This is a genomic window from Streptomyces sp. NPDC004788, from assembly GCF_053601115.1.
This window is the reverse complement of the sequence record NZ_JBSGBF010000014.1, coordinates 34,991-58,762: the sequence shown is the minus strand read 5'-3', so window position 1 is coordinate 58,762 and position 23,772 is coordinate 34,991. Positions and strand designations below refer to the sequence as shown.

Below are 23,772 nucleotides of genomic sequence, written 5' to 3'. Positions count from 1 at the left end.
AAAGACCGAAAGGAGAGAGATGGCGAACGACCTGGTCGTCTTCGTGCCCGGAATCATGGGCAGCGTGCTGCGCGACGCGGAGGGCAAGGACGTCTGGAACCTCACCCCCGGCGTGGTCGGCAGCGTGCTGTTCGGCCTGGAACGCTACTTCGAGCGGCTCACGCTGCCGCCCGGCATCGGCGACGGGGCGCCGGAGGCGCCTGCGCCGCACGCGCTGTCCCCGGACGGGCTGCTGAAGGAGCCGCGCATCTGGCCCGGACTGATGCCGCACGTGGCCTACAAGAAGCTGGCCCGGCACCTGGGCGGCCTCGCCGAGGGGCGGATGGTCGTCTTCCCGTACGACTGGCGCCTGTCGAACCGGCACTCCGCCGCGCTCCTCAAGGTCTTCGTCGAACGGGAGCTGACGCGCTGGACGGAGGAGTGCCGCGGCCGGGGCGAGACCGGCGAGCGCGCGCCGAAGGTCGTCCTCGTCTGCCACTCCATGGGCGGACTGGTGGCGCGCTACTACCTGGAGGTGCTGGGCGGCCGGGAGACCGCGCGGTCCCTGGTGACCATCGGCACGCCGTACGCGGGCGCCGTGAAGGCCGTCCAGGCGCTGACCGGTACCTTCCCCGGCCGGAAGCTCCGGGCCGTGCCGGCGCGGCTGCGCGAGCGGCTGATCACGGCGGCGCGCAGCATGCCGGCGGTGCACCAGCTGCTGCCCACGTACCAGTGCGTGGACGGTCATCCGGGCGGCACCCGGCTCGAGGACGTGTCCGTGCCGGACCTGGACACCGCGATGGTGCGCGACGCGTTCGAGTTCCGCCGGGAGCTCGCCCGGCACATCCGGGACAACGCCGAGGCGGACCGGGCCGCCGGCCGTCCCGACGCCTACCGGCTGTTCGCGTCCGGCGGCCGCGGCGAGCCGACGGACGTGCTGCTGCGGCTGTCCGCCGGGGAGGTCACGTACGCCGACCGCTTCCCCGACGACAACCGCTGGCAGGGTGACGGCACGGTGCCGTGTCTCTCCGCGACACCGCCGGACTGGGCCGACGGCGCGCGCGTCGACTGGTTCCGGCTCGGCCACACGGCCCTGCCGAACGACCTCCATCTGCACCGGCAGTTGCTGGACCGGTACGAGGCCCTGGAGCACCGTCCGTACCAGACGCTGAGCATGGGCTTCGGCGTCGACGTCCCGGAGGCCGTGGCCAAGGGCGAGCCGCTGGAGGTGGCGGCGGTCTCGGAGGAGGAGGGGCTGTTCCTCGACGGGCGTCTGGTCTCGCCGGCGACGGGCGAGGTGCTGGAGCGGCGCCGGCTGCTCCCGGTGGACGACGGCCGGTACCGGGCCGTGTTCGACCCGCCGCCGGGTCTGTGGCTGGTCGAGGTGGAGGCCCCGCGGGTGCCCACCGCGCCGGTGCAGCAGGAGACGGTCGTCGTCCTGGACTGACCCGGTCGGGCCGGCGCCCTTCACCCGGCCTGCCCGCCCGGCTGCCCGGCCCGACCTTCCCGGGCCGTCCTCCCCGGCCCGACCCAGCTGCCTGGTCCGGCCTCCTCAGCTTGGCCTCCCCGCCCGGCCTCCCCGGCCCGCCCTCCCCGGGCTCAGTCCACCCGGCCGGCCACCAGCGGTAGTTCCAGCGTCCCCGTGTCCTCGGGGGCGCTGGTGACGGTCACCGGCTTGACGCCCCGGTTGCCCGAGTAGGCCGTGTCGCTGGCGGCGATCACGAACTCCAGGCGGTGGCCGGTCTCGTAGCGGTGCACGATGCCGGGCAGTTCGACGGTGAAGGGGCGGGTGACGTCGGGTACGCGGACCGGCGCGACGAGGCGGTTGACGAGGGTCTTCGTGCCGTCCGGGGCGATGTCGTAGAGCTTGGCGAAGAGGACCAGCTTGTCGGCGGCGTCGCCGGAGTCCTGGACGCGTTCGGTGCGCGGCGAGACGACCTTCAGGGCGGCGCGCGGCGAGCCGACGAGGTCGGCGGGTGCGGTGAGCGGGGCGCTGCGCCAGCCGAGGTAGGTGCCGGCGATGTCGTACGGCTGGGGGTCGGGCAGTCCGACGAGGCCGGCGAGCGAGGACTCGGAGTGACTGGTGGGCACGAGCCAGTTGGCGTACTCGCGCGAGCCGCGCACGACCTTGGCGCGGTTGTCGACGAGCTTGCCGTCGCCGGAGAGGTAGAGCTGCTGGCTGAGCGCGGGGACGCGGGACGCGGTGCCGTAGCCGGTCTGCCAGTCGCGGTAGTAGGCGAAGGCCGGTCCGGTGTCGGTGGCGCGGTCGTCGCGCAGATAGCGGTCGAACCAGGCGAGCACGCGTCGCCCCACGTAGCTCGACTCCAGGTTTCCCTGGCCGAGGTCGAGTTCACCGGGCCGCTGTCCGCCGCTGTGTCCCCAGGACTGCCAGATCATCTTGGTCTCGACGCCCTGCCGGCGGAGCCGGTCGTAGCTGTCCCGGGCCTCGTTGAGGTTGAAGAGGCTGTCGGACTGGCCCTGGACGATCAGGGTGGGGGCCTTGACCTTGTCGAGGTACGAGACGGGGGACACGCTGCGCGCGAAGGCGAGCATCCCGTCGGTGGCGGCCTGCGGGTAGCTGCCGGAGTTGAGCAGCCGGACGGTGTCGCAGGCGTCGGTGACGAAGTGCAGACAGCCGAGGGAGTTGATCCGGCTGGGGTCGAGGGAGGGCACGAGCAGCGGCTGGCCCTCGCCCATGAGGTAGAAGCCGTTCGCCCACTGCCATTTGAAGACTCCGGGGGTGGCCCGGTCGGCGTTGTTGGGGGCGAGGGAGTAGGCGAGGTCGTTCCAGGTGATGAGGGGGACCAGCGCGTCGAGGCGGGGGTCGGCCGCGGCGGTGGCGAGCTGGACGGCGCCGCCGTAGGAGCCGCCGATCATGCCGACGCGCGGGTCGCCCGTCCCGTCCTGGGTGACGAAGTCGGCGCGGGTGCCGTCGTCGGCGGCGCGGGTGCCGGCGAGGAAGTCGACGAGCCGGGCGGCGGCCTGGCCGTCGATGCGCGGGTCGTCGAGGGAGATCAGGCAACCGCTCTTGCCGAAGCCGAGTCCGGAGTAGACGAGTCCGACGTACCCGCGGGTGGCGACGGCCTTGCCGATGGCGTCGGTGGTGCCGTCGCTCTTGCTGCCGCCGAAGCCGTTGGTGGCGAGGACGGCGGGCGCGGGGTGGGCCGCGTCGACACCCTCGGGCCGGTAGAGGTCGGCGTCGAGCGCGCAACTGGGGCCGCCCGCCTGGACGGTGAAGCGAAGCGGGGTGACGGTGTAGGTGTACGTGCCGGGCTCGGCGCCCTGTGCGGGGGCGGCGAGGGCGAGCGGCGCCGCCAGCGCCGCCCCGGCCGTGAGCGCGAGGACCTTGCGGGATCTTGGCAGGACACGAGCACGGGGACGGGACACGGGGACCTCCACACCGAGAACGCGCGAACGACCTACCTACCGGTAGGTACGGGGCGCGCCCATGGTGTGACACGTGTCAGAGGGCCGTCAACGAGCCTGACAAAGGTTATTGACGGAGATTCAGTGAAGGGTCGCCGCCCGGCCGCGGTCGTCCCCTGTGCGACGTTGTGCGGCACGCCGTCAGCTCAGGGCCGGTACGTCCAGGGTCAGCGTGCCCGCCTCCGCGTCCAGGACCCCGGGTATCCCGAAGGGCACGGTCGGCGCGCTCTCGTGGTGCCCGAAGCCCATCCGCTCCACGACGGGCACACCGAGACCGCCGAGCCGGTCCGCGAGCACGGCGCGCACCTCCTCGTACGGCCCGCACTCCTCCCAGGAACCGAGCCCGATCCCGGCGACGCCGTCCAGCCAGCCGGAACGCAGGAGTTGGGTGAGGATCCGGTCCAGGCGGTACGGCTCCTCCCCCACGTCCTCCAGGAGCAGCAGCCCGCCGCGGGCGGAGCTCCGGGCGTGCGGGGTGCCGAGGTCGGCGGCGAGGAGACTGACGCAGCCGCCGAGGGTGACGCCGTGGGCGCGGCCCGGCACGAGGGCGCCGGCGCTCTCCAGGCCGAGTGTGCGCACCGACTCGGGCTCGAAGAGGGTGGCGCGCAGCGACTCCTGCGTGCGGGCGTCCTTGAGGAAGGCCGCGGCGGCGACCATGGGACCGTGCAGGGTGGCGAGGCCCAGGCGGACGGCGAACGCCTCGTGCAGGGCGGTGACGTCGCTGTAGCCGACCAGGATCTTGGGGCCCGCGGCCCGTATCGCGGTCCAGTCGAGCAGGTCCACCATGCGCTGGGCGCCGTAGCCGCCGCGGGCGCACAGCACGGCGGAGACGTCGGGGTCGCACCACGCCTCGGTGAGGTCGCGGGCGCGGTCCTCGTCGGTCGCGGCGAGGTAGCCGAGGGTGGGGTGGCCGGCCATGACGTGCGGGGCGACGACCGGGTCGAGGTCCCAGCCGCGCAGGATGTCGAGGCCGGCCTGGAGCCGATCCTCGGGGATGGGGCCGCTGGGCGCGACGACGGCCACCCGGGCGCCGGGGCGCAGCCGCGGCGGCCGGAGACACGGCTCGGGGGTCCCACGGGTCTCGGGGGTCTGGGGGGTCTCGGGGGTCATTTCCGCAGCTCCAGGCGGGGGACGTCGGACCGCTCGATGCCGAAGGTCTGGGCGTACAGGGAGAGTTCGGCCTCCAGCGCCCGGATCAGCGTCTCGGCCTTCCGGAAGCCGTGCGACTCGCCCTCGAAGGCGATGTAGGCGTGCGGGACGCCCCGGCCGGCCATCCGGGCGAGGAACCGGTCGGCCTGTGCGGGCGGGCAGATCACGTCGTCGAGGCCCTGGAGCAGCAGGAAGGGCGCGGTGATCCTGTCGATGTGCTCCAGCGGGGAGCGCTCGTGGTAGCGCTCGGGGACCTCGGCGACCGGGCCGATCAGCCCGTCCATGTAGCGGGACTCGAAGTCGTGGGTCTCGTCGGCGGCCCAGCCGGCCGGGTCGAGGATGGGGTAGAGGATGGTGCCGCAGGCGTAGACGTCGCTGTGGACGAGGGAGGCGGCGGTGGTCCAGCCGCCGGCGCTGCCGCCGCGGACGGCGATCCGGGCCGGGTCGGCGGTGCCCTCGTCGGCGAGGGCGCGGGCCACGGCGGCGCAGTCCTCGACGTCGACCACGCCCCACTGCTCACGGAGCCGCTCGCGGTACTCCCGGCCGTAGCCGGTGGAGCCGCCGTAGTTGACCTCCGCGACGCCGATGCCCCGGGAGGTGAAGTAGGCGACCTCCAGGTCGAGGACGAGCGGGACGTGCCCGGTGGGGCCGCCGTGGGCCCAGATCACATAGGGCGGGCGCTCGCCTTCGGGGCCGGTCATCTCGGGGTGGTGCGGCGGGTAGACATGGGCGTGGACCTCCCGGCCTCCGGGGCCGGTGAAGGTGCGCTCCTGGGGCTCGGGGTAGTACGCGGGGTCGACCGGGTCCTGGTGAGGGGCGCCGATCACCCGGGCGCGACCGGTGCACGTGTCCAGCTCGACGACCTCGTAGGCGCTGCGCGGGCTCGCGGCGACGCCGACGACCCGGGTGCCGTGGACGGCCAGGGTGGCGGCCCATTCGGTCCAGGGTCCGGCGGCGTCGACGAGTTCGCCGCTCTCCGGGTCGAGTATGCCGAGGGCGCCGGTGCCCCTGCCGTGCACGACGGCGATCAGGCCGCTCTCCAGGGGCTTGAACCAGCTGAGGCCGAGCCGCCACAGGGCTCCGGCGAACTCCTCGGGGCGCGGGCAGAGCGCGACGGGCCGGGCGCCGTCCGCGGCGATGCGGTAGAGGTTCCACCAGCCGGTGCGGTCGCTGAGGTGGAGGAGCTGCCCGTCGGGCGTCCACTCGATCTGGGGGACGGACTCGTCGGGGCCGCCGGCGACGGTGCGGGGCCGGTCGAAGGCGCCGTCCTCGGTGATGCCGGCGAGCAGGACCTCGGTGCCGTCCCAGGGCATCCGGGGGTGGTCCCAGCCGATCCAGGCGACCTGCCGGCCGTCGGGCGAGATCCGCGGTCCGGTGACGAAGTGGTGCTGCCCGTCGGTGAGTTCACGCACCCGCGAGCGGTCATCGGCGGCGGAGCCGTCCAGCGGCACGGCGGCGATCACCCGGCGCACGTCGGTGGGCCCGGGGCCGGTGAGCTCCTCCAGGACGCACCAGACCTCGCCGTGCTCGGGCCTGAGCACCGGGTCCGCCCAGCGCAGCCCGTCGCCGACCGGCGAGACGGGGGTGAGCGGCCGGGGCGGGGCGCCGTCCGCCGCGTCCGGCTCGTAGGCGTACAACCGCTGGTCGGGGTGGTGGCAGAAGACGACGAGCGGCGAACCGTCGGCCCGCACCGTGCCGGCCCAGGGCTGTCCGCCGTACTCGATGACGCGGCTGCGCACGTTCCACGGAGCGGGCAGCACCGACTCCTCGGTGCCGTCGGGGCGGCGGCGCACCAGGGCGCGCCGACCGCCCTCGGTCGGGCGCGGTGCGGACCACCACACCTCGTCGCCGACGAAGCCGACGAACTCGGGCCGTCCGTCGTGCGCGGCGGCGAGCGCGGCGCCGATGGGCGACGGCCAGCTGCCGTAGGTGGCCGTGGTTGCCATCAGGAATCCCCCCTGGTGCAGATCGCGTGGTTGCGGGTCGTGGTGCGGGTCGGCACGCCGGGTCCGGGTGTCAGGCGGTCCGGGTGTGCCGGGTGTGTCAGGCGGTCCGGGTGTGCCGGGTCGGGTGTCAGGCGGTCCGGAGGTAGTGGTCGAGGACGCGGACGCCGAAGTGCAGGGCGTCGACGGGGACGCGTTCGTCGACGCCGTGGAAGAGCGCCCCGTAGTTCAGCTCGGGGGGCAGCTTCAGCGGCGAGAAGCCGTAGCCGGTGATGCCGAGCCGGGAGAACTGCTTGGCGTCGGTGCCGCCGGACATGGTGAAGGGGACGACGTGCCCGGCCGGGTCGAAGCGCTCGACGGCGGCGCGCAGCTTGGCGAAGGTCGGCGAGTCGACCGGCGCCTCCAGGGCCACCTCACGGTGGTGGAACTCCCACGTCACGTCCGGTCCGACGAGCCGGTCCATCGTCTCGACGAACTCGTCCTCGTGACCGGGCAGCATCCGTCCGTCGATGTAGGCGACGGCCTGGCCCGGGATCACGTTCACCTTGTAACCGGCGTCGAGCATGGTCGGGTTGGTGCTGTTGCGGACGACGGGCCGGAGCAGGGCGGCGGCCGGTCCCAGCTTCTTCAGGAGCAGCTCGGTGTCGAAGTCCGGGGCGTGCACGTCGATGTCGATGCCGTACACGGCGGCGAGTCCGGCGAGCCCTGCCCGCACGGTCGGGGTGAGCCGGACGGGCCACTCGTGGGAGCCGATGCGGGCGACGGCCTCGGCCAGCCGGGTGACGGCGTTGGCGGTGTTGATCTTGGAGCCGTGGCCGGCCTGGCCGTGGGCGGTGAGCTTGAGCCAGGCGGTGCCGCGCTCGCCGGCGCCGATCGGGTAGAGCGTGGTCCGGGGGTCCGGGTGGAAGCTGAAGGCGCCGGATTCACTGATGCCCTCGGTGCACCCCTCGAAGAGGCCGGCGTGCCGGTCGGCGAGGAAGCCGGAGCCGTCCTCGGCGCTGGCCTCCTCGTCGGCGGTGTAGGCGACGACGATGTCCCGGCGCGGCCGGATGCCCTGGCGGGCCCAGGAGCGGACGACGGCGAGCACCATCGCGTCCATGTTCTTCATGTCGACGGCGCCGCGTCCCCACACGACCCCGTCGCGCACCTCGCCGGAGAACGGGTGCACGGCCCAGTCGGCGGCCTCTGCGGGGACGACGTCCAGATGGCCGTGGACGAGCAGCGCGTCGGCCGTGGGGTCGGTGCCGGGGATGCGGGCGACGACGTTGGTGCGGCCGGGCGTGCGCTCCAGGAGCACCGGTTCCAGGCCGGCGCCGGCCAGTCGTTCGGCGGCGTACTCGGCGGCGGGGCGCTCGCGGCAGTCGCCGCCGCCGCGGTTGGTGGTGTCGATCCGGATCAGTTCCGAGGTGAAGGTGACGACCTCGTCGAGTGCCGTCGCGTCCGGGCCCTGGTCCGTGCCGTCCCTCTCGTCAGCCATACTGCTCCTCCACGGCGGCGGACACGATCGTGGTGACCGCCTTGAACGTGCGAATTGCCTCGTACATCGTCTCGCTGGTGTAGGCGGCCCGCCGCTCGCCACTCCGCTCGGTGCCCGGGACCACCGTCGCGACGGCGGCCAGGTGCTCCGCGTCGAACTCCATCTCCACGGTGAACGGCCCGCCGTGGACCGGTTCGTGCCGCACCGCGAGCGAGGCCGCCTGCTTGGCCGCCGAGCGGATGTCGGCGGCGGTGCGGGCGGGGGTGCGGCAGACCGCCGCGTACCGCGAGACGTGGTCCTTGACGGCGACCTTGAGCGCTTCCGGCGCGTAGCCGAGGGCGTCGTCGCAGGTCAGGTCGTCGCCGGTGACGAGCACGACGGGGACGCCGTACTCGGCGACGACATGCGCGTTGAGCAGGCCCTCGCTCGCCCGCACTCCGTTGAGCCAGACGCCGGTGATCGAGTTGGCGAGGTAGGTGTGCGCGAGGACGCCCTCGGCGCCTGCCCCGGTGTGGTAGCCGACGAAGGCGATGCCGTCCACGTCGCCGTGCTGGACGCCCTCGACCATCGAGAGCGACTTGTGGCGGCCGGTCAGCATCTCGGCCCGCTCGTCGAGCCGTTCCAGCAGCAGATTGCGCATGGTCCAGTGCGCCTCGTTGATCAGGACCTCGTCGGCGCCGCCGTCGAAGAAGCCGAGCACCGCCGCGTTCACGTCCGAGGTGAACATCGCACGGCACCGCTCCCACTGCGGGGTCCCGGGCAGCACGTCGGCGGGCCAGGTCACACCGGTGGCGCCTTCCATGTCGGCGCTGATCAGGATCTTCATGCCTGGCACCGTACGCGTCGGGCGGCGGGCCCCACCACCCCTGTGGAAAAGTGTCGGAGGCGTGGACCAGTGGCGGTGGATTCCGGCGAATCCTTTCATCTCGTGCGTATAGGCTGACGGGCGCAGATTTCCCCTCGCTTATCCACAGGAGAACCTCGGTGACCACTTCCCTCGCCCCGTCCGAGACCGCCGCCGAGACCACCGCCGAGGCCGTTGCCGAGATCGCGGCCGATGCCGAGGCCGAGGCCGCTGCCGAGCCCGCCGCCGAGGCGGCCGCCGCGACCGTGCTCGACGCCGGCGAATGGGTCGAGCCCGCCGCGCAGGACGTCGTCGAGGCCGTGGTCCGCGACGCCCGCGAGTTCGGGGCGTACGCGCGGACCGGCGGCTGGACCTTCGCGCTGAAGGTGGCGCGAAGCGTGCGGCCCGGCGGGCAGCCGGCCGAGGGCTCGGACAAGGTGTCGGCGAAGGCGTTCGCGGAGCTCGCCGGCTGCTCGCCCGAGCGGGTCATGCGCTACTACAAGGCGTGGGACATGGCCGCGGACGACGGCCTGGTGCCGCAGTTCGAGGCCCTGCTCCCCGGCGAGGACGTCGAGCTGCCCGAGGCCGACGTCTGGCTCTCCTACTACTCCTCGCGTTCCAGCGCCACGTCGGTGCGCGGGCACGCGATCACGGCGGCGGCCGAGGCGGAAGGCATCAAGGCGACGAAGGCCCTGGAGGTGGCGGAGAACCCGACCGCGCTGCGCGCCGCCATCCTCGCCGACCCGGGCACGGCCGCTGCCGCCCGTAACGCGCTGCTCGACCGGATGAAGGAGGACCCGGCGCTGCAGACCGAGATGGCCCGGGCCATCGCCCGCACCGGCGACCTGAAGAAGGCGGTGGCGCAGGAGGCGAAGGCGGCCGACCGGATCGACTTCGTGCGGCAGATCGCCGAGGGCGGCCAGATCCGGACGCCCGCGGGCCAGACCGTCGCGGCGCCGCCGGAGCTGCGCGCGGAGGCCGAGCGCCATCTGTCGCTGATCGACGAGCTGGACGACTCGGAGGAGGCCGGCGAGTGGGCCGGCGAGGCGTACGACACGGTCAAGTCGCTGGTCGTGAAGGCCGTCGAGGAGGATCCGGCGCTGCGGGTCCAGGAGCGCCGGGCCAAGTTCTACAACAGCCTGCAGAAGGCGACGAAGGTGTTCGAGGAGCTGACCCTCGACGAGGTCCTCGAGGAGGACGTCGTCGAGGACGACATGCTCCAGCGACTGGAGGCCCTCCAGGAGGCGATCGGCGCGTGCATCAGCGCCCTGCGCAAGGCCACGACCGCCTCCTGACGCGCTGCGGGGACCTCAGTCCTCGTGGCCGAGCTGGAGGTCCCGCTCGGTGCGACCGCCGCCCGCGACCTGGAGGACGGTGGCCACCGGCGGGTACCCGGCGGCGATGACCGTGTACTCGCCGGAGGACAGGTCCACGAAGCGGAAGGTGCCGTCGGGGCCGGTGGTGAGCGTGTCGACGACGTTGCCGGCCGCGTCGAGCAGGGTGACCCGGGCGTCCTCGACGGGCCTCCCGCCACCCGCCCGTACCGTGCCGCGCAGCACCGCGCCGCCCGCCAGCTCGATGTCCTGGCGGGTCTCGCGGGAGGCCTGGACGCTGACCGGCAGGGCGGCGGGGCGGAAGGCGGGGGCGCTGGCCGCGAGGGTGTACTCGCCGGCGACCAGCTCGTTGATGACGTAGCCGCCCTCCCGGCCGCTGCGGGTGGAGGCGACGACCTCTCCCCGTACGTCGGTGAGGGTGACGGCCGCGTCCCGGACCGGGGTGCCGTCGGCCGTGACGACGGCCCCGGCGAGCCGGCCCGCGCCGCCGAGGACGACGTCGAGCTCGACCGGGCGTTCGCCGACGGTGACGGAGACGGCCTGCGGCTGGTGGCCGCCGGCCGCGGCGATCAGGACGTACGAGCCGGAGCCGGGCACGCTCAGCGCGTAGCGGCCGTCGTCGCCGCTCGCGCCGCGCCCGATCTGGCGGCCCTGGACGTCGATGAGGGTGAGCGCGGCGCGCGGGACACAGCTGCCGTCGTGGTGCTGGACGGTGCCGCAGACGGGGACGCCGGCGGGCATCGGGGCGGTGGCGGTCCTGCCGGTGCCCGCTGTGTCGTACCGGGCGTGCGGGACGGCGGTGGCGGTGGCCTCGGCGGCGGGGGCCTCGGTGGCGGGGGTGTGGTGGGACACCAGCGGTTTCTCCTTGAGGAAGAAGGCGAGGACGAGGCCGAGCGCGAGGACCGGCACGAGGTAGAGGAAGATCCGGGGCATCGCGGCGGCGTATGCCTGGACGAAGGCGTCGCGCAGCGCGGGCGGCAGCGCGTGGACGACCTGCGGGGTGATCGAGTCGGCGGCCGGCAGGGCGGCCGGGGAGCCGTCGCGCGGCAGCCGGTCGGCGAGGGCGTCGGCGAGGCGGGCGGCGAAGAGGGTGCCGAAGACGGCGGCGCCGACGCTGCCGCCGATCTGCCGGAAGTAGTTGTGGGCGCTGGTGGCGGTTCCGAGGTCGCCGGGGCGCACCGAGTTCTGCACGGCGAGCACCAGGACCGGCATGACGAGCCCGATGCCGAGGCCGAGGACGGCCTGCCAGAGGCTCTGGGTCAGGCGCGGGGTGTCGGCGTCCAGGCGGGAGAGCAGCCACATGCCGACGGTCGAGACGGCGCCGCCGACGACCGGGTAGATCTTGTAGCGGCCCGTCCGGCTGATGAGCTGTCCGGAGACGACGGACGCGACGACGATGCCGCCCATCAGCGGGAGCATCATCAGGCCGGACTCGGTGGCGGTGGCGCCCTCGACCATCTGCAGGAAGGTGGGCAGATAGCTGGCGGCGCCGAAGAGCGCGATGCCGACGACGGCACCGACGAGGCCGGTGACGGCGAAGACGGGGTCGCGGAACAGGCGCAGCGGGATGAGCGGTTCGGGCGCGAGGCGTTCGACGACGAGGAAGAGTACGGCCGCCACGGCGGCGCCGCAGCCGAGCCCGACGACGACCCGGGAGCCCCACGCGTACTCGGTGCCGCCCCAGCTGGTCAGCAGGACGAGGCAGGTGGAGGCGGCGGCGAGGAGCAGGGCTCCGAGGACGTCGAAGCGGGCCCGGGCGGCCGGCTTGGGCAGCTTGAGGACGGTGGCGACGACGGCGAGGGTGACGAGGCCGAAGGGCACGTTGAAGTAGAAGCACCAGCGCCAGGAGACGTGGTCGGTGAAGAAGCCGCCGAGCAGGGGTCCGGCGACGGAGGCCAGGCCGAAGGCGGCGCCGATGAGGCCCATGTAGCGGCCGCGTTCCCGGGCGGGCACGATGTCGGCGATGATCGCCTGGACACCGATCATCAGTCCGCCGGCGCCGGCGCCCTGGAGGGCGCGGAAGGCGATGAGCTGGTCCATGCTGTGCGACCAGCCGGCCAGGCCGGAGCCGATGACGAAGACGACGATGGCGAAGAGGAAGACGCCCTTGCGGCCGAGGAGGTCGCCGAGCTTTCCGTAGACCGGCAGGCCGATGGTGGCGGTGAGCAGGTAGGCGGTGATCGCCCAGGACATCCGGTCCAGGCCCTGGAGTTCGCCGACGATCTTCGGCAGGGCGGTGGCGACGATCATCTGCTCGAGCGCGGCGAGGAGCAGCGCCAGCATGAGCCCGCAGAAGACGAGCCGGACGCGGCGCGGTTCGAGGGCGGGGGGCGGCTCGGGGCGTGGCGCCTCAGCGGCGGGCGGTCCGTCCGCGAGGACGGGTGTCCCGCTGTCGGCTTCCTTCACCAGAGTGATCGCACCCACGACCTGCTCCCCTCGTCACGGCGTCTGCGCGCGCCATTCTTCGCATTGCGCACGAAGCGGGAGCAAGTCGGGCGGTATGCGGGGAGGGTGGGCCGTCGAAGGATTAACGTCCCTGCGGGGAGGCGCACTTGGGGCGCCCATCAGGGCGTTTGCCTGACGGCGCGCGACCCCCGGAGGCGCCGGGCGCTCTTGCGGGGGTCGCGGGGAAACCACTCGAATCGGTGACTGAACCGGGCGTTACTTCCCGGTTCCGGTTTCCCGAGGCTACTTCTCGACCTCGGCGGCGAGCTTGGCGAGCACGGCGTCGTAGATGCGGCCGAGCCCCTTGGGGGCGAAGGTCTTCTCGAAGAAGCCGCCGATGCCGCCGGCGCCGTTCCAGACGGTGGTGACGACGGCCTTCGACTTCCCCTCGCCGGCCGGGGTGACGGTCCAGGTGGTGACCATGGAGGAGTTGCGGTCCTTCTCGACGAGCTGGCCGTCGGTGGGCTCGGTGACCTCCAGGAGGCAGTCGCGGACGCGCTTGCTGGTGGCCTGGAGCTTCCAGTGGACGAGGGTGCCCTGACCGTCGCCGCCCTCGCGCACCTCGTACTCGCTGAAGTGCTCGGGCAGCAGCTTCGCGCGCGTGCCGCTGTAGTCGGCGAGTGCGTCGAACACGGTGTCCGCGTCGGCGGCGATGATCCGCTCCGTCGTGGCCTCGACCTGCGCCATGGCACTTCCTCCAGCTTGTTCTCGTGGTGCTCTCGGGGGATACGGACCAAGCCAACCACCTGCGCGCCGGGGCCCAAAATCCGGGTTGCGACGATCAAGGGAACAGATGTTCTATTCTGTCTCCGTTCCCGCTCCCGCTCCCGATCCCCAGGAGGCGTCCATGCGCTGGGACCGTCTGGTCGACAACTCCGAGGCCGCGCTCTTCGGCGCCGACGAGGTCGTCACGCGTACGTTCGACACGCCCGAGTTCCGCGGCATCACCTTCCACGAGGTGCGGGCCCGGTCGATCGTCAACCGGGTGCCCGGCGCCTCCCGCATGCCGTTCGAGTGGACGGTCAACCCGTACCGCGGCTGCACCCACGCGTGCGTCTACTGCTTCGCGCGCAAGACCCACAGCTATCTGGACCTGGACACCGGGATCGGCTTCGACTCCCAGATCGTGGTCAAGGTGAACGCCCCGGAGCTGCTGCGCGGGCAGCTCGGCTCACGTCGCTGGCAGGGCGCGCACATCGCGATGGGCACCAACGTCGACTGCTACCAGCGGGCGGAAGGCCGCTACCGGCTGATGCCGGGCATCCTGGAGGCCCTGCGGGATCACGCCAACCCCTTCTCGATCCTCACCAAGGGCACGCTGATCCTGCGCGACCAGGAGCTGATCCGGCAGGCCGCCGAGGTCACGGAGGTGGGCATCTCGGTCTCCGTCGGCTTCACCGACGCGGAGCTGTGGCGCACGGTGGAACCGGGCACCCCCTCCCCCGAGCGGCGCCTGGACGTCGTACGGACCTTCGCCGGGCACGGCATCGACGTCGGGGTCCTGATGGCCCCGGTCATCCCGTTCCTCGGCGACCGGCCCGAACAGCTGCGCGCCACGGTCCGCGCCATCGCGGAGGCCGGCGCGACCTCCGTCACCCCGCTGGTGCTGCACCTGCGACCCGGCGCCCGCGAGTGGTTCCTCACCTGGCTGCACCGCCACCACCCGGGGCTCGTCGGCCGTTACGAGCGGATGTACGCGGCCGGGGCCTACGCGCCGACCTGGTACCAGCGCCGGATCACCCGTCAGGTGCACGAACTGGCCGCCGAGTTCGGCATGGGGCCGAGCGGCCGGAAGGCATCGCATCGCCGGATCCCCGTACCGGACCACCACGCGCGCGTGCCCGAGGCCGAGCAGCTCACGCTGCTGTGAGGGCTCCCACCATCCGCCGCTTCAGGCCCGTTCGGCTCTTTTGACGGATCATCACATCGGAGCGTCCGCCGATCGGGTCAACTCTCCGTGGAACCGGTCCTGCCGAGCCGCGTTCTGGGCACGGACGCCGTATGAACCCACGCGCAGGAATGCTGATCGCCGCTGGGGCCCTGGTCGCCGGGACGGTCACCGTCCTGCCCGGCTCCCCCTCCGCCGCCGCGGCCACCGAACCCGAGCCGGCCACCCGGCCCATCGCGCCGCTCACCTGGACCGACTGCGGAACCAAGGCGTACCCGAAGCTCCAGTGCGGCACGCTGCGGGTGCCGCTCAACCACGACGCCCCGGCCGGGCGGACCATCTCGCTCGCCCTGACCCGGGTCGCGCACACGGCCAAGACCTACCAGGGCCCGCTCCTGGTCAACCCCGGCGGCCCCGGCGGCAGCGGCCGCGGGATGGCCGGGTACGTGGCGGCCGCGCTGCCCGCGAAGGTGGCCGCGGAGTACGACGTGATCGGCTTCGACCCGCGGGGCGTCGGCAAGAGCGAACCCGCCCTGGACTGCCGCCCCGGCTACTTCGACCCGGTGCGCCCCGACTCGGTGCCGCGCGGCGCCGACGACGAGCGGGTGGGTGTCGAGCGCGCCCAGGAGTTCGCGAAGGCGTGCGGCGACAAGTACGCCGACGTTCTGCCGTACATCGACACCGTCTCCACGGCGCGGGACATGGACTCCATCCGCGCCGCGCTCGGCGCGCCGAGGCTCAACTACCTCGGTTACTCGTACGGCACCTATCTCGGCGCCGTGTACGCGCGGCTCTACCCCGAGCGGGTGCGCCGCATGGCCCTGGACTCCGTCGTCAACCCGCACGGCGTCTGGTACGAGGACAACATCGCGCAGGACTACGCCTTCGACACCCGCCAGAAGGACTTCATGGCCTGGGTGGCCCGCAACGACGCCACGTACCGGCTCGGCACCGCCCCGGAGGCGGTCGAGGCCGCCTGGTACCGGATGCGGGACGGCCTGCGCGCCGAACCGGCCGGCGGCAAGGTCGGCCCCGGCGAACTGGAGGACACCTTCCTGCCGGGCGGCTACTACGACGGCTACTGGCCGCGGCTCGCCGCGGCGTTCTCGTCGTACGTCGTCGACAAGGACAGCGCGCCGCTGGTGCAGGCGTACGAGGACTACGGCCAGGCGGACGCCGCCACCGACAACGGCTACTCGGTCTACACGAGCGTGCAGTGCCGGGACGCGGCCTGGCCGCGGGACTGGAGCGTGTGGCGCAAGGACAGCTGGGAGACGTACGCCAAGGCGCCCTTCTCCACCTGGAACAACGCCTGGTACAACGCGCCGTGCGCGTTCTGGCCGGTCGAACCGCTGACCCCGCCGGACGTCACCAACGACCAGCTGTCGCCGATGCTGATCCTGCAGGCGACGGACGACGCGGCCACGCCGTACGAGGGCGGGGTCGCCCTGCACGAGATGGTGCGCGGCTCCAGCCTGGTCGTCGAGCAGGGCGGCGGCAACCACGGCGTGACGCTGGCCGGCAACGAGTGCATGGACGGCCACCTCGCCGCGTACCTCGCCACCGGCGCGGTGCCGCGCGGCGCGGAGGGGGCGGAGGCGGACGCGGTCTGCGCGACGCTGCCGGAGCCGAAGGCCGAGAAGGCGGGGAAGACCGCGAAGACCGAGGCGACGGCCAAGAGCGAGGAGAAGGGGAAGGAGAAGGGCGAGGAGAAGGGGAAGGCCGAGTCGAAGACGACCGGGACGGGGACGAGGACGCGCGAGGCCCAGCCGGTGGCCGAGGCGGGGACCGCGCTGCACGGGCTGCTCGGCCACGTCCGCTGACCGCCTCGCGCAGGGCCCGCTCGGAGTTGTCCACAGATTGGCCGGGGGCGGGCCCGAGTGTCAGTGGCGTGGGTCAGGATGTGAGCCATGAGTACGCATCTGACCCATGTGTCCGCCCCCGAGGGGCTCGCGCCCAGTCCGCAGTACAGCCATGTCGTCTGGGGCACCGGCCGGTTCGTGGCCGTGTCCGGCCAGCTCGCCCTCGACGCCGGGGGCGCGGTCGTCGGCGCCGGCGATCCCGCCGCGCAGGCCAGGCAGGTCTTCGCCAACGTCGACCGCTGTCTGGCCGCGGCCGGGACGGTTTTCGAGGACGTGGTGAAGCTGACCTACTTCGTCACGGACATGGCCCACATGCCCGCGATCCGGGCCGCCCGCGACGCCGCGTTCGACGGGATCCCGCTGCCGGCCAGCTCGGCGGTCCAGGTGGCGGCGCTCGTGCGGCCCGAATTCCTACTGGAGGTAGAGGCGTTCGCGCTGATACCGGAGGACCGGTCCATACCGGAGGACCGGTCCATACCGGAGGGCGGGCACACCGCCTAATGACTGAGGGCTAGGGAGTACCGGGGGTGCCGGTCGGAGCCGCGGGCCTGGGGCAGGCGACGGTGCCGGGCTTCACCGACACGCGCAGCTTGGGGGTGGTGAGCAGTCCGGGGATCTGCATGTCCTGGGCGGTGCCGGTGATCGAGTCGAACTTGGCGTAGCGCGCCTGGATGCCGAAGCGGTGCTGGGGGCTGTCGAGCGGGTTGTCGACGTAGTCGCCCGTGTCGTCCTTGACGGTCTTCACGTCGGCACCGTTGACGTTGAGGTCGACGATCCCGTCCATGTCGAGCTCACCGGTGGCGTTCCGCAGGTCGAGCACGGTGTTCTTCGTGCGGATCTCCCAGGTGCCTGGGTCGGTGTCGCCGAGCGTGAGCAGCAGCGTGTAGGTGGCGCCGGCGATCTGCTGCTGCTGGCTCAGGCACAGGCCGTTGAGGACGCCGTCGGCGAAGCCCATGCGGAGCACGCGCAGCGAGCCGGTGGTGCCGTCGGGGTGGACGACGGTCTGGTCGACGACGGCGGCGCCGTACTGGGTGCCGTAGAGGCTGCTGGTGGTGAAGTCGACCGGGCGGTCCTGGATGCGCAGGTCGAGGGCGAGTGCGCCGCTCGTCATGGCACCCGCGAGGGAGCCGGCCGTGAGCAGCGCGGGCAGGGCGACGGCCAGCGACCGGCGCCAGCGGGTGCGCCCCTCCTCGGGTGCCGGTGCGGCGGTCATGGGCTGGTCACCGTGATCGTGCCGGGGAGATGGACGGGGTTGTCGGTGGAGCCGAGCGCGGCGTGGTCGTCCGTCGTGCGGATCGCGTAGATGGTGCCTCGGAAATTGGTGGCGCCCGAGGTGAGGGGGATGATCTGGCCGAAGAAGTTGAGCAGGTCCTGCACATGACAGGCGATGAGGAGCACGCAGATGTTGTCGATCGTGCCCCACATGACGGTGGTCTCCGCCTTGCCCGCGCTGTCGTAGCCGCCGAGCGAGCCCTCGTTCGGCACGTCGATGGTGACCGTGTGGCCGTCGGCGCGCTGGGTCACGCTCATGTGCTTGCTGATCTTGAGCTTGGTGAAGGCGTACTTGTTCGTCGTCACCTCGGTGCCGTTGGAGAGCCGGACGGTGACGCCCACCTGCACGGTCAGGGAGACGGCGACCAGGCTGTCGATCCGGACGTCCAGGGGATACGGAGAGGGGAGGAAGGGCACGCCGAGCGGCATGACCGTCACGAGGTGCGGAGCGGCCCGGCCGGGCCGCCCGGGTACGACCGCGGTGGCGACGGCGACCAGGAGGACGGCGGCGACGGCGAGGACGCGGTGGCGGGCCCGCACGGTCCTCGCGGCCTTCGCGGCCCCGGGCATCGCGGCCTCGGGCTTCGCGGCCTCGGGCATCGCGGCCTCGGGCATCGCGGACTTCACCGGCCTCGCGGGCCTCGCCGGCCTCGCGGGCCTCGCCGGCCTCGCGGGCCTCATGGCGTCTCCTGGGCGGGGTGGGGTGGCCGACGGGGAGCGCGGCGGGGGCGTTTGGGGCCCCAGCCGACCATCATCGAACCGCCGAGCACGCCGAGCGCCATGCCGGCCAGGAAGCCGCCGAGGTTGGACACGACGAGCGAGACAACGGCGAGGAGGGTGCCGATGAGACCGAAGGTGTAGCGCTGCCGGGGCGCGGCGAGCGGGACGAGCCCGGAGAGGATCATGCCGCCGCCGGTGAGATACCCGGCCACTCCCCCGAAGCCGGTGCTGACGATCAACTGCACTGGACTGAGGGAGAACTTGAGGACGGTCCAGCCGCCGAGGACCAGCCACACCGCGCCCCAGAACGGCCGCGTGCGCCGGAACGCCCTGAACCACCGGTGGGCCGCGACCGCACGGGTGCGCAGAGCGGTCAGCACGACGTGGCCGTTCCGCCGACGATGCGGATGTCCAGCTGCGGCAGGACGAGGGCGCCCGCGATCTCGGCGTCGTAGGCGGTCGCGTTCAGGCCGTGGAGGGTGACGGAGCTGCCGCCGGGGCCGCTGGCGGAGCCGAGTCCGAAGCCGCCGGGCTGGGCGCCGGTGAGCGTCTTGCCGTCGACGAGGACCTGGTCGGCGGACTGGCCGATGACCGCGTTCTGCAGGGTGGCCGGGCCGTAGGACTGCAGTTCGGTGGCCTGGATGTAGAGGTTGGAGGCGTCGATGTCGGTGGTGAAGGTGGCGGGCGGGGTCGCGGTGACCTGCTGGCCCGCCGTCAGGAGGAGGGAGTAGGGGAGGCCGGCGATCGACTGGTGGACGATGCCGCACAGTCCGGCGAGCCCGGCCTGGGCGAAGCCGACCCGGGCCATGCCGGTGGTGGCGGTGCTGGTGCCGTCGGGCCGGCCGACGGGCGGGGTGTTCACGATGGCGCCGAAGCCGGTGCCGGATACGCCGTTGGAGGTGAGGGAGAAGGGCTGACCGGTGACGCTGAAGTTGGCGGCGAGGGCGCCCTGTGCCATGGCCGCGCCGAGCGCGCCGACGACGAGCACGGACGGCACGAAGGCGAGAGCGCCGCGGCCCCATCGGGTACCGCGCCGGGTGCCGTCGGCGGCCTCGGCGAGCATCGCCGAGTTCCACTGGCCGGCGGACCGGGCGGCGGACCGGGCGAGGGCCCGGGCGGCCTTGCGGGGGCTGGGGATCGCGCTCATGCGACGGCGCTCCCTTCCCGCGGACCGGCGGTGCGCCGGCTTCGGCCCGGGCGCCGGGCGCGCTTCGCGGGCTTCTCCGGCAGCCAGGAGAAGGCCATCGAGCCGCCGAGCACGGCGAGGAACATGCCGATGAACAGGCCGCCGAGGTTGGACAGCGGGAAGGAGGCGACGCCGGCGATCACGGCGAGGACGCCGGCGGTGTGCCGCTGACTCGGCAGCACGAGGATCAGCAGCGCCATGGCCATGAGGACGACCCCGCCCGCCATCCCGGCGATGCCGCCGACGCCGACCGAGAGGATCTTGCCGAGCGGGGCCATCGGCAGGAAGAAGATGACGAAGCCGCCGAGACCGGTCCACACCGAGGCCCAGAAGGGGCGGGTGCGCCGCCAGCGCCGGAAGGCGAGCCGGGCCCGCCGTACGGCCCCTGGCGCGGGGGTGGATTCGGTGGGGGCGGCGGGCTCGGATGCCGGTGCACGGGTCATGAGGGCCTCGCAGCGGTCGGTGGTGGGGAGCGGGCGGGGTGGGCGCGGGGCGCCGCGTCCCGTGCGGCGCCCCGGCCCGTCGTGCCGGTCGTGCGGTCGAGCCGGTCGTGCGGTCGTGCCGTTCATGCCGTTCGTGCGGTCGAACCGTTCGTGCGGTCGAGCCGGTCGGGCGTGCGGTGGTTCAGGCGGTGCTGCGGTGGTTCCGGCGGTGCGAGTGGTGCGGTCGAGCCGGTCGGGCGTGCGGTGGTTCCGGCGGTGCGAGTGGTGCGGTCGAGCCGGTCGGGCGTGCGGTGGTTCCGGCGGTGCGGGTGGTGCCGGTGGGGGGCGGTGGGAACTGCTCAGCAGCTCGTGTTGCCGGAGGCGATGTCGATGGCGAGGTCCGGCAGGGTGATCGCGCCGGCGATGGTCGCGCCGTTGGCATCGGCCTTCAGGCTCTCGAGGGTGGTCCGGCCGCCGGTGGCGTCGAGACCGAACTGGCCCGCCGAACCGTCGGTGATACCGGTGCCCTTGATGCCGTTGCCGTCGGCGGCGGCGCCGATCACGTTGGGCGTGGTGGCCGTGGCGTTGAGCGTGGCCTTGGCGGCCTTCACGGACTGGGCGTCCAGGATCAGCTTCTGCGCCTGAAGCCCCTGGCCGGCGGCGAGCTGGTCCGGGGTGAGCGGCGTGGCCGCGGCCGGCGAGGAGATGTTCAGCGACCAGGTGCCGAGCGTGCCGACCACCGGCAGGTTGACCGACTGGGTGGCGTGGACGCAGAGCCCGTCCAGGCCGGCCTGGGCGATACCAACCTCGGCGGCGCCCTTCGCACCGCCCGCGTCGACGGTGTGCATGACGGTTCCGATGCCGCTCGGCGCGGCGACCGTCTTCGAGCTGAGCGTGAAGGGGACGCTGGTCAGCGACAGGTTCGCGGCCAGGGCACCCTGGACCATCGCCGTGGCCATCCCGGCGACGGCCGCGGTGGCCGGCAGCGCCAGGAACACGGATCTGCGCCAGCGGGTGACCCCTCTGGTCTCCCCCGTCCTTCTGATCTCTCTGGTCTCTCTGGTCTCTTCGGACATGTGCCTTCTCCAGCCGTCGTCCCGCGCCGAGCGCGGAGAGGGGTACGGGGATGCGTCACGGCCGTGACACCGCGTGGCCACTTGTTCGAGAATTGGACACTATTAGAGGAAGTGTCAACAGTTTGGACACAGAGGCTGCGAAAATTGGTCTCCACTAGGGTGGGCCGATGGCCAGGTTCAGGGAGACGGTGCGGACGCTGCTGCGCGAGCGCCTGTTGGACGCCGCGTACGAACTCGTCGCCGACCGCGGGTTCGACAAGCTCCGCATGGCACACATCGCGGGCGCCGTCGGCGTGAGCCGGCAGACGCTGTACTCGGAGTTCCCGTCCAAGGAAGCCGTCGGCGAGGCGCTGTTCCAGCGCGAGCTGGAGCGCTGCCTGGTCGGCATCCAGGCCGCGCTCGACGGACACCGCGACGACCTGCGTGGAGCGGTCACCGCGGCCGTGGACTTCACCCTCACCCTCGCCGCCCGCAACCCGCTGGTGAAGGCGATGCTCACCAGCAGCCGGGACGACGGACTGCTCCCCTATCTGACGACCCGTTCCCAGGCGGCCTTCACCACCGCGACGGCGATGGCCGACGCGTACGTGGCCGAGGCGTGGCCCGCCGTCGACCCGGTCGCGCGCGACCTCGCCATCGACACCGCCGTACGCCTGACGGCCAGCCACATCGTCCAGGCGGCCGGTTCCCCGCGGGAGTCGGCCGACCGGATCGCGGAGGTCTTCCTGCGGATCGCGCTCAGCACGGGCAAGGAATCGCCCACCCTCTGAGCGGGTCGCAGGGCCCCGGCCCCACCCCCGGCGCGCGCCTCGCACCCTGCCCCGGCGCGGGCACCAGCCCGGGCACCGCCCCTCGGGCCTCCTCCAGGGCCGGGCGCGGGCCCAACTCCGCCGAGGTCGGTACGAGGGAGCCGCGCAGGCCCACCCGTCCCTCGACCCGGTCGATCTCGCCCCAGCCGTAGGCGCGGGAGTCGTCGGAGAGGTCGGGGTTGTCGCCCAGATAGAAGAAGGCCCCGGCCGGCACGGTCCGCAGCGCGGGGCGGGCCGAGCGGGTGCCGTCGTCGGCACAGCAGTTCCCGGTGCGCCGGGCCTGCGCGACCCACTGGCCGGCCGTCACGCGGTAGACCGGCCCGGTGCCCCGCTCCTGAACGAGGACCTGGAAGGGGTCCCGGGCGGTGGACACGATGGCGATCCGGTCGCCGGGCAGTCCGATCACCCGTTTCACCAGGAGGGCGTCCTGGTGGCGCGAGCGCAGCAGCACCACGTCGAACCGGTGCACCTCGCCCGCCGAACCGGGAACGGCGAGCAGCCTGTCGCCGTCATGCAGGGTGGGTGCCATGCTCGACCCCTCCACCTTGACGCTCAGGGCCGTCACCGCGACGGCCGCGAGCAGACAGAGGAGGACGAGCCCGCCGAGGGCGGCGAGGGCCGCCCCGCGCGCGTTCATCTTCGGGAGCCCGGCGGCCGGACGGCACGGGCGCCGACGCCGACGCCGGACGGGCAGATCGCTTCCATGGCGGGGACGGTAGGCCGGGCGGCGGGGGTGCGCTGTGACCGTACCGCTCAGCCTGCGGCATGCAGGGATGATGGCCGCGACCACGGAAAGAAAGAGTGAAGGGGGAACGCACATGATCGTGTTCGTCTTGGCCGGGCTCGTAGTGCTCGCCGCCGCGGGCTGCGCCTGCGTCGTCTGGGCGGCACGTGGCGGCCCACGCTGGGTACGCGGCGTGTCCGCCGCGACGCTGGCGGCGGGCGAGCTGGTGCGGAGCGCACAGCGGTCGAGCCGCAAGCACGGACGCGACGGAGGCGCGGACGACGGCGACGGCTAGGGTCTGTTGTGAAAGTGGATCTTGGTCGTGGATGATCACCTTCTGTGGGACGTGGGGATCTGACGAATGGCCAGTGGGCCCGGCTTGAGCCGTTGCTGCCGCAGGGCATCAAGCCGGGCCGCCCGCCGGTGTGGACTCGGCGACAGCTGATAGACGGCATACGGTGGCGGACTCGGACCGGCGCCCCGTGGCGGGACGTGCCCGAGAGGTACGGCCCGTGGGGTCGCGTCTACGACCTCTTCCGGCGTTGGCAGCGGGACGGCACCTGGGCTCGGATCGTCACCCGGCTCCAGGCTGAGGCGGACGCGAAGGGCCTGATCACCTGGGACGTGAACGTCGACTCCACGATCTGCCGGGCCCACCAGCACGCCGCCGGGGCGGCGAAAAGGGGGATCTCCAGAAGGAGCCGCCCGGCGGAATCGCCGTCGAGCCGGCCGACCACGGACTCGGACGATCGCGCGGCGGCCTGACCAGCGAGATCCACCTCGCTGTCGAGCAGGGACAGAAGCCTCTGTCCGTCGTGATCACGGCCGGCCAGCGAGGCGATTCCCCGCAGTTCGAGCCGGTCCTGGAAGCGATCAGAGTTCCCCGGATCGGTTCGGGATGGCCGCGCAAGCGACCGGACCGAGTCCGGGCCGACAAGGCATACGACTCCCGCAAAAACCGTTACTACCTGCGCAGACGCGGTATCAAGGCGACGATCCCGGTCCCTGCGGACCGCGTCCGCAACCGGCAGAAGCTCGGCTCCCGCGGCGGTCGGCCGCCGAGGTTCGACAAGGCCGACTACAAGCAGCGGCATGCGGTCGAGTGCGGCATCAATCGGCTCAAGCGCCACCGCGCGGTCGCCACCAGGTATGACAAACTCGCCGTCCGCTACGAAGCGACCGTGCTGGTCGCGGTCCTCAACGAGCGGCTGTGACG

General features: G+C 72.9%; 22 protein-coding genes. 8 read left to right on the top strand and 14 right to left on the bottom strand.

What is annotated here, in order from left to right:
* The first annotated feature begins 19 nt into the window (after positions 1-19).
* Complete coding sequence (locus ACWEJX_RS09430) at positions 20-1,426, top strand: esterase/lipase family protein (protein ID WP_451606928.1); 1,407 nt, start codon at positions 20-22, stop codon at positions 1,424-1,426.
* Positions 1,427-1,578: 152 nt separating this feature from the next.
* Here the strand turns inward: ACWEJX_RS09430 and ACWEJX_RS09425 are convergent, their stop codons facing one another.
* The 5 genes from ACWEJX_RS09425 to ACWEJX_RS09405 all read right to left on the bottom strand — a co-directional run bounded on the left by ACWEJX_RS09425 (position 1,579) and on the right by ACWEJX_RS09405 (position 8,800).
* The gene (locus ACWEJX_RS09425; RefSeq protein ID WP_451606927.1) at positions 1,579-3,366 is read right to left on the bottom strand and encodes a CocE/NonD family hydrolase; all 1,788 of its coding nucleotides are present in this window, start codon (positions 3,364-3,366) and stop codon (positions 1,579-1,581) included.
* Between the two features lie 180 nt (positions 3,367-3,546).
* On the bottom strand, positions 3,547-4,515 hold the full coding sequence (locus ACWEJX_RS09420; RefSeq protein WP_451606926.1) for a S66 peptidase family protein: 969 nt from the start codon (positions 4,513-4,515) through the stop codon (positions 3,547-3,549).
* Positions 4,512-6,500 (bottom strand): prolyl oligopeptidase family serine peptidase, encoded by a 1,989-nt coding sequence (locus ACWEJX_RS09415; protein ID WP_451606925.1) that lies wholly within the window; start codon positions 6,498-6,500, stop codon positions 4,512-4,514. The genes ACWEJX_RS09420 and ACWEJX_RS09415 overlap by 4 nt, the downstream gene beginning before the upstream one ends.
* A gap of 127 nt (positions 6,501-6,627) precedes the next feature.
* A complete protein-coding gene (locus ACWEJX_RS09410; RefSeq protein WP_451606924.1) occupies positions 6,628-7,974 on the bottom strand; it encodes a M20/M25/M40 family metallo-hydrolase in 1,347 nt (448 codons plus the stop codon).
* Entirely contained in the window at positions 7,967-8,800 is an 834-nt protein-coding gene (locus ACWEJX_RS09405) for a M55 family metallopeptidase (RefSeq protein ID WP_451606923.1), read from the bottom strand. The genes ACWEJX_RS09410 and ACWEJX_RS09405 overlap by 8 nt, the downstream gene beginning before the upstream one ends.
* A gap of 158 nt (positions 8,801-8,958) precedes the next feature.
* On the opposite strand from ACWEJX_RS09405, the gene ACWEJX_RS09400 reads away from it, so the two are divergent.
* Positions 8,959-10,113 (top strand): hypothetical protein, encoded by a 1,155-nt coding sequence (locus ACWEJX_RS09400; RefSeq protein ID WP_451606922.1) that lies wholly within the window; start codon positions 8,959-8,961, stop codon positions 10,111-10,113.
* Between the two features lie 15 nt (positions 10,114-10,128).
* Here ACWEJX_RS09400 and ACWEJX_RS09395 read toward each other — a convergent pair whose 3' ends face one another.
* Together ACWEJX_RS09395 and ACWEJX_RS09390 are read right to left on the bottom strand one after the other, a co-directional pair.
* Positions 10,129-12,576 (bottom strand): MFS transporter, encoded by a 2,448-nt coding sequence (locus ACWEJX_RS09395; RefSeq protein ID WP_451606921.1) that lies wholly within the window; start codon positions 12,574-12,576, stop codon positions 10,129-10,131.
* 264 nt (positions 12,577-12,840) lie between these two features.
* On the bottom strand, positions 12,841-13,284 hold the full coding sequence (locus ACWEJX_RS09390) for an SRPBCC family protein (protein WP_403789621.1): 444 nt from the start codon (positions 13,282-13,284) through the stop codon (positions 12,841-12,843).
* A gap of 160 nt (positions 13,285-13,444) precedes the next feature.
* On the opposite strand from ACWEJX_RS09390, the gene ACWEJX_RS09385 reads away from it, so the two are divergent.
* From ACWEJX_RS09385 to ACWEJX_RS09375, 3 genes are all read left to right on the top strand, one after another.
* Positions 13,445-14,467 (top strand): Rv2578c family radical SAM protein, encoded by a 1,023-nt coding sequence (locus ACWEJX_RS09385; RefSeq protein ID WP_451606920.1) that lies wholly within the window; start codon positions 13,445-13,447, stop codon positions 14,465-14,467.
* A 131-nt stretch (positions 14,468-14,598) separates the two neighbouring features.
* Complete coding sequence (locus ACWEJX_RS09380) at positions 14,599-16,308, top strand: alpha/beta hydrolase (protein ID WP_451606919.1); 1,710 nt, start codon at positions 14,599-14,601, stop codon at positions 16,306-16,308.
* Between the two features lie 87 nt (positions 16,309-16,395).
* Positions 16,396-16,848: a RidA family protein gene (locus ACWEJX_RS09375; RefSeq protein WP_451606918.1), complete on the top strand. Its 453-nt coding sequence runs from the start codon at positions 16,396-16,398 to the stop codon at positions 16,846-16,848.
* Between the two features lie 10 nt (positions 16,849-16,858).
* Here ACWEJX_RS09375 and ACWEJX_RS09370 read toward each other — a convergent pair whose 3' ends face one another.
* The 6 genes from ACWEJX_RS09370 to ACWEJX_RS09345 all read right to left on the bottom strand — a co-directional run bounded on the left by ACWEJX_RS09370 (position 16,859) and on the right by ACWEJX_RS09345 (position 21,023).
* Positions 16,859-17,560, bottom strand: a complete 702-nt coding sequence (locus ACWEJX_RS09370) for a DUF6230 family protein (protein WP_451606917.1) — start codon at positions 17,558-17,560, stop codon at positions 16,859-16,861.
* On the bottom strand, positions 17,557-18,234 hold the full coding sequence (locus ACWEJX_RS09365; protein WP_451606916.1) for a hypothetical protein: 678 nt from the start codon (positions 18,232-18,234) through the stop codon (positions 17,557-17,559). The genes ACWEJX_RS09370 and ACWEJX_RS09365 overlap by 4 nt, the downstream gene beginning before the upstream one ends.
* A 62-nt stretch (positions 18,235-18,296) precedes the next feature.
* Positions 18,297-18,719, bottom strand: coding sequence for a DUF6114 domain-containing protein (locus tag ACWEJX_RS09360; RefSeq protein WP_451606915.1), 423 nt, complete (start codon positions 18,717-18,719; stop codon positions 18,297-18,299).
* Positions 18,713-19,486 carry a DUF6230 family protein gene (locus ACWEJX_RS09355; protein WP_451606914.1) on the bottom strand — a complete coding sequence of 258 codons (774 nt, stop codon included), beginning with the start codon at positions 19,484-19,486 and terminating at the stop codon, positions 18,713-18,715. The genes ACWEJX_RS09360 and ACWEJX_RS09355 overlap by 7 nt, the downstream gene beginning before the upstream one ends.
* A complete protein-coding gene (locus tag ACWEJX_RS09350) occupies positions 19,483-19,968 on the bottom strand; it encodes a DUF6114 domain-containing protein (protein ID WP_451606913.1) in 486 nt (161 codons plus the stop codon). Before ACWEJX_RS09350 ends, ACWEJX_RS09355 begins: the two co-directional genes overlap by 4 nt.
* 338 nt (positions 19,969-20,306) lie before the next feature.
* Positions 20,307-21,023, bottom strand: a complete 717-nt coding sequence (locus ACWEJX_RS09345; RefSeq protein ID WP_451606912.1) for a DUF6230 family protein — start codon at positions 21,021-21,023, stop codon at positions 20,307-20,309.
* A 167-nt stretch (positions 21,024-21,190) separates the two neighbouring features.
* On the opposite strand from ACWEJX_RS09345, the gene ACWEJX_RS09340 reads away from it, so the two are divergent.
* A complete protein-coding gene (locus tag ACWEJX_RS09340) occupies positions 21,191-21,793 on the top strand; it encodes a TetR family transcriptional regulator (RefSeq protein WP_451606911.1) in 603 nt (200 codons plus the stop codon).
* Here ACWEJX_RS09340 and lepB read toward each other — a convergent pair.
* On the bottom strand, positions 21,762-22,469 hold the full coding sequence (gene lepB, locus ACWEJX_RS09335; RefSeq protein ID WP_451606910.1) for a signal peptidase I: 708 nt from the start codon (positions 22,467-22,469) through the stop codon (positions 21,762-21,764). The two genes, ACWEJX_RS09340 and lepB, sit on opposite strands and share 32 nt — an antisense overlap.
* A gap of 181 nt (positions 22,470-22,650) precedes the next feature.
* On the opposite strand from lepB, the gene ACWEJX_RS09330 reads away from it, so the two are divergent.
* Entirely contained in the window at positions 22,651-22,851 is a 201-nt protein-coding gene (locus ACWEJX_RS09330) for a hypothetical protein (protein ID WP_451606909.1), read from the top strand.
* A 44-nt stretch (positions 22,852-22,895) separates the two neighbouring features.
* Positions 22,896-23,770, top strand: a protein-coding gene (locus ACWEJX_RS09325) for an IS5 family transposase (RefSeq protein ID WP_451606908.1) whose coding sequence is annotated in 2 segments (ribosomal slippage) — positions 22,896-23,271 and positions 23,271-23,770 — 876 coding nt in all. Because the reading frame shifts where the segments join, the coding sequence is not laid out codon by codon here.
* Positions 23,771-23,772 lie beyond the last annotated feature (2 nt).